Annotated in this window: 8 protein-coding genes; 5 read left to right on the forward strand and 3 right to left on the reverse strand. The window is 60.3% G+C overall.

From position 1 onward, the window contains the following. Both VK725_RS02615 and VK725_RS02620 read right to left on the reverse strand, forming a co-directional pair. Window positions 1–1,838, reverse strand: a 1,838-nt coding sequence (locus VK725_RS02615; RefSeq protein ID WP_325316504.1) for an ABC transporter permease, incomplete at its 3' end; no start/stop codon positions are given. Beyond that, window positions 1,835–2,521 carry an ABC transporter ATP-binding protein gene (locus tag VK725_RS02620; protein WP_325316505.1) on the reverse strand — a complete coding sequence of 229 codons (687 nt, stop codon included), beginning with the start codon at window positions 2,519–2,521 and terminating at the stop codon, window positions 1,835–1,837. The genes VK725_RS02620 and VK725_RS02615, both read right to left, overlap by 4 nt. On the opposite strand from VK725_RS02620, the gene VK725_RS02625 reads away from it, so the two are divergent. The 3 genes from VK725_RS02625 to VK725_RS02635 all read left to right on the forward strand — a co-directional run bounded on the left by VK725_RS02625 (window position 2,520) and on the right by VK725_RS02635 (window position 4,988). Then, complete coding sequence (locus VK725_RS02625) at window positions 2,520–3,143, forward strand: arylesterase (protein WP_325316506.1); 624 nt, start codon at window positions 2,520–2,522, stop codon at window positions 3,141–3,143. The genes VK725_RS02620 and VK725_RS02625 overlap by 2 nt on opposite strands. A gap of 101 nt (window positions 3,144–3,244) precedes the next feature. Continuing rightward, on the forward strand, window positions 3,245–3,976 hold the full coding sequence (locus VK725_RS02630) for a response regulator transcription factor (RefSeq protein ID WP_126674868.1): 732 nt from the start codon (window positions 3,245–3,247) through the stop codon (window positions 3,974–3,976). A gap of 25 nt (window positions 3,977–4,001) precedes the next feature. Further along, the gene (locus tag VK725_RS02635) at window positions 4,002–4,988 is read left to right on the forward strand and encodes a HAMP domain-containing sensor histidine kinase (protein ID WP_325316507.1); all 987 of its coding nucleotides are present in this window, start codon (window positions 4,002–4,004) and stop codon (window positions 4,986–4,988) included. Window positions 4,989–5,033: 45 nt separating this feature from the next. Here the strand turns inward: VK725_RS02635 and VK725_RS02640 are convergent, their stop codons facing one another. Then, window positions 5,034–6,389 (reverse strand): 3-oxoacid CoA-transferase subunit B, encoded by a 1,356-nt coding sequence (locus tag VK725_RS02640; protein WP_325316508.1) that lies wholly within the window; start codon window positions 6,387–6,389, stop codon window positions 5,034–5,036. Between the two features lie 189 nt (window positions 6,390–6,578). Here VK725_RS02640 and VK725_RS02645 point away from each other — a divergent pair, with 189 nt between their 5' ends. Both VK725_RS02645 and VK725_RS02650 read left to right on the forward strand, forming a co-directional pair. Then, window positions 6,579–6,950: a BlaI/MecI/CopY family transcriptional regulator gene (locus tag VK725_RS02645; RefSeq protein WP_325316509.1), complete on the forward strand. Its 372-nt coding sequence runs from the start codon at window positions 6,579–6,581 to the stop codon at window positions 6,948–6,950. Further along, on the forward strand, window positions 6,937–8,324 hold a 1,388-nt coding region (locus tag VK725_RS02650; RefSeq protein WP_325316510.1), incomplete at its 3' end, for a M56 family metallopeptidase. The genes VK725_RS02645 and VK725_RS02650, both read left to right, overlap by 14 nt.

Here is an 8,324-nt window from a genome sequence, read left to right on the forward strand (position 1 = left end):
CGCATCGTGTCGCCGATTTTCAGGTGATACATGTCGCGCCACATCGTATCCACCGAGACTTCCGCTTGCGCTGGATTCGGTGAAAACCACTGGCCTGCGATAACCGTGTTCGATGGCGGCAGATCATTCGACCATGAAAGACGAAGCTGGCGGTCTGCGGAGTCTTTCGCGCGGTCGTCCTTAAAATTCATCCGATCGACGGGCTGACCATTGATCGCCGTCAACTTGCCCACCGCGAGCGGCATCATGTTGAGTTGATTGCCGCCGATGTGCGACAGCGCTTGGGAAAAATCGGTGCGTTGATCGTCCTGCAAATTGAGTACAAACCAATTTGGTGTGTTGGAAGGCAACTCCTGGCGCCAGCCATCGAGCAGCGATGGCGCGACGATTGCGAGCAGGAGCAGCGCAGTAAGCCCCAGGCTCAATGCGGTGGCCTGCACGATGCTCAAGCCACGGCGGCGCGCGAGCGCGGCCATGCCCAGTCGCAACGCGGGATGTCCGCCCGGCGCAATGCGTCGCGCGACCCACAACAACAGCGCTGCAAGCAATGCCGAGACAACCGCGACACCCAAAAGGCTGGCGGCAAGAATGCCCGCTAGTTGTGCCGATCCACTCAGACGCCAGATAAGCGCCAGCGCGACCACGACGGGTATCAGATACAGCGTATCGAACCGCTGTATGCGACGCGCGAGACTCGCGCGAAATATGGCGACGGGTGGTATGTCGGCAAGCCGTACCAACGGCGGTAGCGCGAAGCCAACCAGCACAGCAATGCCCATGCACGCCGCAGCCAGAGAGGGCAGGATGGGTAGCTCGGTCGGCACACCCGCGAACATCTGGCTGGCAAACATCCACGCACCTTGTGCCAACGCAAGTGCGAGCAGCACGCCGATCAAGGCTGCAGGCAGCGCAAGGCCGCCAAGCGTGCCAAGCAGCAGGGTGAGCACGCGTCCACGCGACGTGCCTAATGCACGCAGTAGCGACACCTCATTTGTTTTGCGCCGCGCATAACGTTGCGACGCCAACGCAATGGCAACGCCCGACAGCAGTGCCGAAAGCAGGGCGGTCAAACGAAGAAATGACCCGGCGCGATCGAATGCATTGCGCATCCGTTCCTGCGTCTGTTCCGGTGTGATGAGTTCGCCGCCTTGCGGCAAAGCGGTCGATTGCGCCCACAGCCGCCAGCTCTGCACGGCAGCGGGTTGACCTGCCAGTAGCAGGCTATGCCGCGCGCGACTGCCCACGCCGAGCAAGCCAGATTGTTCGGCATCGCTAAGACTCATGAGTGCGCGTGGCGCCATCGCCACGAGCTCGCCGCCGTCCGGTTCCTGCAGCACTTCGCCGGCGATACGCAGATCGCGTCCACCGAGCTGCACGGTGTCGCCAATCGTTTTATGCAGTGCGACCAAGGCGCGGTGATCGAGCAACACAGTGCCCGCAGTGGGACCGTGGCTGGCGACCTGCCGCCCATGAGCATCGCCAATCAGCAACGTGCCGCGCAAGGGATAAGCGGTATCCGTGGCCAGCACTTCAAGCAACTGACTTTGCTGTTGCGCGAACGCAACGCTTGGGAAACTTGCCGTGTGTGTCATCGCCAGTCCGCGTTCGCGGCCTGCATTGGCAAACGTGTCGGGAATGTTTTGCGGTGCGGAGACACCCAGATCACCACCGATCAATTCCGCAGCGCTGGCAAGCACACCATGCTCCATGCGCGCGGTGAGTGTGGCGACGACGCCAAGCGCCACCACCGCCAGCACCAGCGATGCAGCAAGCGTGCGCAATTCGGGTAACCGCCACTCGCGGCGAAGGCTGCGCAGGGCGAGCAGCAGCATCTTCATGCCAGCGGCTCCAGCCGGCCTTCCTGCAGTTCGACACGGCGTATGCAACGCTCTGCCAGTTGCAGATCGTGCGTGACCAAAATCAGTGTGGTGCCATGATCGCGGTTCAGCGCAAACATCAAGTCGCAAACATGACGGCCGGTGCGGCGATCGAGATTACCGGTGGGTTCGTCGGCAAATAAAACGCGCGGGCTATGCACAAACGCGCGTGCAATCGCCACGCGTTGCTGTTCGCCACCGGATAGTTGCGCGGGATAGTGTTTGCGGCGACCGCTCAATTCGACCGCTTCCAGTGCTTCGCGCGCGCGCTCGCGCGCGGCGGGATTGCCTTCCAGTTCCAGCGGCAGCATCACGTTCTGTTCGGCGGTGAGCGCGGGCAGCAGGTGAAACGATTGGAAAACGAAGCCGACCAGACGGCGGCGCAGATCGGCGCGCGCTTCTTCGTTGAGCGTTTCCAGCGCATGACCGTCGAGCTGGATGCTGCCGCGCGTGGGTGTGTCCAGCCCGGCCAGCAGTCCCAGCAGCGTGGTCTTGCCCGATCCGGACGCGCCGACGATGGCGAAGCTCTCGCCTGTGTTCACCTGCATGGCGACATTGGTGAGGATATCCAGCCGCCCCTCGGGCCCGTTCACCGACTTGCTAACATCCCGAACTTCGAGGACCGGACGAGAACCATCACTCATGCGTCGTTTCCTTTGTTTGCTTGTTTTGCTTTGCGGTATCGGCGCCCTGCACGCCGCCCCCGCGAAAACGGCCGCGAAGACAGTCATTGTGCTGGGCGATTCGCTGTCCGCCGCGCACAACATTCCGGTAGAAGCGGGTTGGGTGCATCTGCTGGAAGTACGTCTCAACGACATGGAGCCGGGCTGGACGGTCATCAATGCCAGCATCAGCGGCGAGACCTCGCTGAGCGGGCGCAATCGCCTGTCGGGCCTGCTGGCGCAATATCGCCCGCGCATCGTTGTCATCGAGCTGGGGGCCAACGATGGGCTGCAGGGGCTTCCCCTGCCGAACCTGCGGAACAACCTCACCGCCATGGTGGACGCCGCCCAGCACGCTGGTGCCAAGGTGCTGCTGCTGGGCATCGAGATGCCGGTGAATTACGGGCCGCAGTATCGCGATGGCCTACGGGCGGTCTATGCCGACGTATCCGGGGAAAAGCACACGGCGCTGGTGCCCTTCCTGCTCGAGGGGGTGGCCCTGAACCCGAACCTGATGCAGGAGGATGGGCTGCATCCCATCGCCGCTGGAGAGCCGATTGTCCTGAACACTGTCTGGCCGCAACTTGAACCCCTGCTGCACTGAAACCCCGTCCACGGTTTCGTCCAACGGAATTCACATCGTGCTTACTACCCCGGCCGTTAGCCTTCACAAATGTGAAGATGACAGCAGTGACGAGGGCAATCATGAGTTCAAGAGACGAACATGCCGGACTGATCCTTCTGGTCGAAGACAACCGCCAAATCGCCGAGATGGTGGGTGAGTTCCTGGAACGCCGCGGCTATTCCGTTGATTTTGCTCAGGACGGCGTCAGTGGTCTGCACCTGGCCGTGTCCAACAGCTATGACGTGGTGGTGCTGGACCTGATGCTTCCGGGCATTGACGGCCTGGATGTCTGCCGCAAGCTGCGCGGCGACGCCAAGAAGTCCACCCCGGTGCTGATGCTCACCGCGCGCGACACGCTGGAAGACAAGCTGGTCGGCCTGGAAGCCGGCGCCGATGACTACCTGGTCAAGCCGTTCGAAGTGCGCGAGCTCGAAGCACGTCTGCGTGCCTTGATCCGCCGCGACCGCCGCCAGGTTTCCAGCGAGGTGCTGACGGTGGGCGACATGACGCTCGATACAGCCACGTTGCGGCTGACCCGTGGGGGGCAGGAGCTGACGGTCTCGCCAATCGGTCTGAAGCTGCTGGCGATCCTGATGCGCGAATCGCCGCGCGTCGTCAGCCGTCGCGATATCGAACGCGAAATCTGGGGCGACACGCTTCCCGATTCGGACACCCTGCGCTCCCACCTCTACAACCTGCGGCGTGTGATCGATAAACCGTTCGATCGACCGCTGCTGCACACCATTCACTCCGCTGGCTACCGACTAGCCGATCTGGATGCTGAGACCACCGCAACAAGCCATATCGCATAGGCCCCTCAACCCAAAAAGCGTTTCCATGACAACTAGGGGTGGTACAACTCAACGCCACGCGCGCGTGCGCGGCGGCTTTCAACGCCGGTTGATGCTGATTTTCGGCATGCAGCTCGTGGCGGTGGTCGTGGTTTGCCTGATGGGTTTCTATAACGTGGCCCCGTTCGGCGCCGTGTTGGTGGTGATCGTGATCGTCAGTGCCCTGGCATGGCTCGCAGCCCAACGCGTCTGGCGGCCGGTGAGTTTGCTGGCGCGGTTGATTGGCAGCTGGGACGAAGGAAGCGGTGATCCGCAGGCGTTCGGAACGGATCGGTTATCCAAACGTACCGACCGCGATGTGGCGACGCTCACGCGCGGGTTTCATGCCTTCGCCAGCCGCATCGCCGGCTACAACGAACGCGAACGCAACTTCACGCGCGATGCGAGCCACGAGCTGCGCAGCCCGCTTACCGTCATCAAGATGTCGACCGATATGCTGGCGGACGAATCCTCGCTCAGCGAATTCGGGCAGCGTTCCGTGCAGCGCATCCGCCGTGCGTCGCGGGAGATGGAAGCGTTGGTCGAAGCGTTGCTGATTCTGGCGCGCGAAGCCGACAATGGGCAGGGTGAGCAGGATTTCGTGGTGAACGACGTATTGCGCGACGAACTGGTCGATGCGCGCGAGATGTTGCACGGTCATCCCGTCGAACTGAAATTCGAAGAACCGGCGAAATTTGCGCTGCACGGTTCGCCGCGCGTGTTTGCCGTGCTGTGCTGGCAGCTGATTCGTCATGCGAGCCAATACACCGGGCAGGGCACCGTGTTGGTGACGGTGCTTCCCGGTGCGGTGAGCGTGTCGGCCAAGGCCGGTGACGATGAAGATACCGGCGGCCCCGCGCAACAGGGATTCGAATACGCGATTGCGCGGCGCATAAGCGAGCGATTCGCATGGCCGCTCGATTTGCACGTGCAGGGCGGCAACACTTACGTTGCGGAGATTCGTTTCCCAAATCCGATGCCTGTTCCGGCGTGAAGCAAAACTCCCTCTCTGCCATACAGAGAGGGAGCATACGAAACATCACTGCAGCGATGCGTGCACCTTGAACGCGCATCCCGTCTTCGCCTTCACCTCATCCACCGTGACGCCTTCCTGCAGTTCGATCAGCGTCAGGCCTTTGCCTTTCTCTACTTCGAACACGCACAGATCGGTGATGATCAGATCCACGACTTGCTTGCCGGTCAGTGGCAGATCGCACTCGTTCTTGATCTTCGGCGAGCCATCTTTCGCGGTGTGTTCCATGAGTACCACCACGCGTTTGACGCCGCTCACCAGATCCATGGCGCCACCGGGGCCTTTCACCATCTTGCCGGGCACCATCCAATTGGCCAGATCGCCGGTGCAGGACACTTCCAGGCCGCCAAGAATCGACAGGTCGATATGGCCGCCGCGAATCATCGCGAACGATTCGGCGCTGGAGAAGTAGCTGGAACCCGGCAGGCTGGTGATCGTCTGCTTGCCGGCGTTGATCAGATCGGGATCGACGTTGGCGTCATCTGGGAACGGCCCGATACCGAGCAGGCCGTTTTCCGACTGCAGCGTGACGTCGATATTCTCGGGAATGTAGTTCGCCACCAGCGTCGGAATGCCGATGCCGAGATTCACGTAAAAGCCATCACGCAATTCTTTTGCGGCGCGCTTGGCCATAGCGATGCGGATCGGGCTTTCCTTGCCGGTGTTCGCGCCCGCAATCGTGCGAAATTCGATGCGCTTTTCATAGCTCGGACCTTGCAGGATACGATCGACGTAAATGCCGGGAAGGTGAATGTCATCTGCGCCGAGTACGCCGACATCAACGAGTTCTTCCACTTCGGCAATACAGACCTTGCCGCACGTCGCAATCATGGGATTGAAGTTGCGCGCGGTCTTGCGGAAAACCAGGTTGCCGAGCATATCGCCCTTCCATGCCTTGACGATGGAAACATCGGCATGGATCGCTTCTTCCAGCACGTATTCCTTCTCGCCGAACTTCTTCGTTTCCTTGCCCTCGGCGAGTTTGGTCCCGAACGCGGTGCGGGTATAGAAACCGGGAATGCCTGCGCCACCTGCGCGCAGCTTTTCCGCCAACGTGCCCTGCGGCACCAGATGCAGTTCCAGTTCACCCGCCAGCACTTGGCGCTCAAATTCCTTGTTCTCGCCCACGTAAGAGGCGTACACACGCTTGACCTGGCGCGTTTTCAGCAGCGGGCCCATACCGAAATCATCCACGCCAGCGTTGTTGCCGACGATGGTCAGATCCTTCGTGCCTGCTTCGAGCAGCGCGCCGATCAGGTTTTCCGGAATGCCGCAGAGACCGAAACCGCCTGCCGCGATGGTCATGCCATCGAACAGCACACCTTCCAGAGCCTGAGCAGCGCTTGCATAAACCTTGTCCATGAGTGGGCCTTTCGTGCGGGGAGGGACAGTTGCATAGGATACGACGGATCGATGACCGAGCATGCTGTACCAAGGTCGCAGGTTGGTATCCGTTCGGCCGGGTATGGCCTGGTGCCGCTAAAAAGGTGTTGACACTCTTCGTTTACATGCGTAAACATAATTGCGCTTACACATGTAAACGGTGGTGCCATGGCAATCAGCGAAGCAGAAGCGGTGATCATGGAGGTGCTGTGGCGGCAGGCGCCGCGCACCGCCGAGGAAATCCTCGCCGAGGTGGGTTCGCAGCAGGACTGGCAGGAGGGAACCGTGAAGTCCCTGCTCAATCGGCTGCTCACCAAGAAGGCCGTGAAGGCTGAGCGTGACGGCCGGCGCTATATGTATTCGCCGCGCCTGACGCGCGAGCAGTACGTGTCGCAAGAAAGCAAAGGGCTGCTAGATCGATTGTTCGAGGGCCGCGTCGCACCGCTGGTCGCGCACTTCTCCGAACAGCGCAAGCTGACTAAAAAAGATATCGCCGAACTGCGCAAGCTACTTGAGGAACTCGGCGATGACCAGCATTGATCACCTCGTGGCGGCTTACTCCGAGCGCGCTTGGCTTGTGTTGCTTGCTTTTACGTCAGCGATATTGTTTGTGTTGTTCCTGCGTAAGCCATGCCGGCGTTTGTTCGGACCGCGTAGTGCGTTCCAGCTTTGGTTACTTCCCGTCGTGGCGATGCTGGTAAGCCAGTTACCGCATAAGGTAGTTGTGCAGTTTGTCGAACTGTCAAAGGTTACGCAGGCTTTCACACCTCCAAGCGCATTCGCGCCAACTCATGGTGGCGTCACCCTGGATTGGGGCCCGATCGCGCTAATGGTCTGGATTGCCGGAGCGGTAATTAGGTCAATTTCTTCTGCACGGAAGCAATCGCACTATCGTCGGCGCTTGAAGAATGCCGCCGCGCTTGACACAGGTACGTCGCGATGGCCTGTCGTGCAAGCGATAAATACCGACGTCGGGCCGGCGCTAGTCGGTACATGGAAACCATGCATTGTGTTGCCCGCGGATTTTCAAAATCGCTATGACGAGACAGAACGCGCATTGATTCTCGCTCACGAAACCATGCATGCGCGCCGAGGCGATAACTGGTGGTCGTTGTTGGCGGAAACAGTCATCGCGGTATTTTGGTTTCATCCGTTGGCGTGGCTTTCCCTGTCGGCATTTCATCACGATCAGGAATTGGCCTGCGATGCCGCCGTTCTGAGGGAGAACCGCATGCAACGTCGCGCTTACGCGAACGCCATGTTGAAAACACAGGCCGGCTTCATTCCGCTGCCTGTGGGCTGTAGTTGGACATCACGACATCCACTCACGGAGCGAATCAGCATGTTGAAGCAGCCCACACCGGGAAATTTGATGCATCGTATGTTTCACCTCGTCATCCTTGTCTTGACTTGCGCCGTTTCGTTGGCGGTTTACGCAGGAAGTTCGGGTGTGCCGGCGACGGTGTCGGCGAGTGAGCTGCAGCTCAATATGTCGGTGGAGTTCCATTCTGAAAATGCCAAGGAAACCATCAATGACAAGGCGAACCTTGCGCTCTGCGTAAAGCCGGGTGAAAAGGGAACCATCAAGGGCCGCGACTGGACATTGGATGCCATTGCCAGCCCAGGCGACGACGGCATCGTCACGCGTGTGAATGCAACTAACGCTCATGGTCAGCCCGTGGGGGCTCCGATCATTTTGAAGGGGCAGCTCGGCGATCCGGTTTCAGGGAAGGGAATTGCCAAGGACGGCAACGGTTTCTACACGCTTCAGTTGACGACCATGGCGGGATGTCCCGCGCGCGCCGGTGCCGTTGCGCCCCATGCAGAAAAAGTGAGCAACACGTCGGTACACGTTGCCAGGGAGTCTGCTTCGTCGGGAGTGCCTAGCGATCGCTACACGCTCAACGTCAACGT

Origin of the sequence: Dyella sp. (assembly GCF_035486915.1) — a bacterium.
Lineage (GTDB): Bacteria > Pseudomonadota > Gammaproteobacteria > Xanthomonadales > Rhodanobacteraceae > Dyella_B.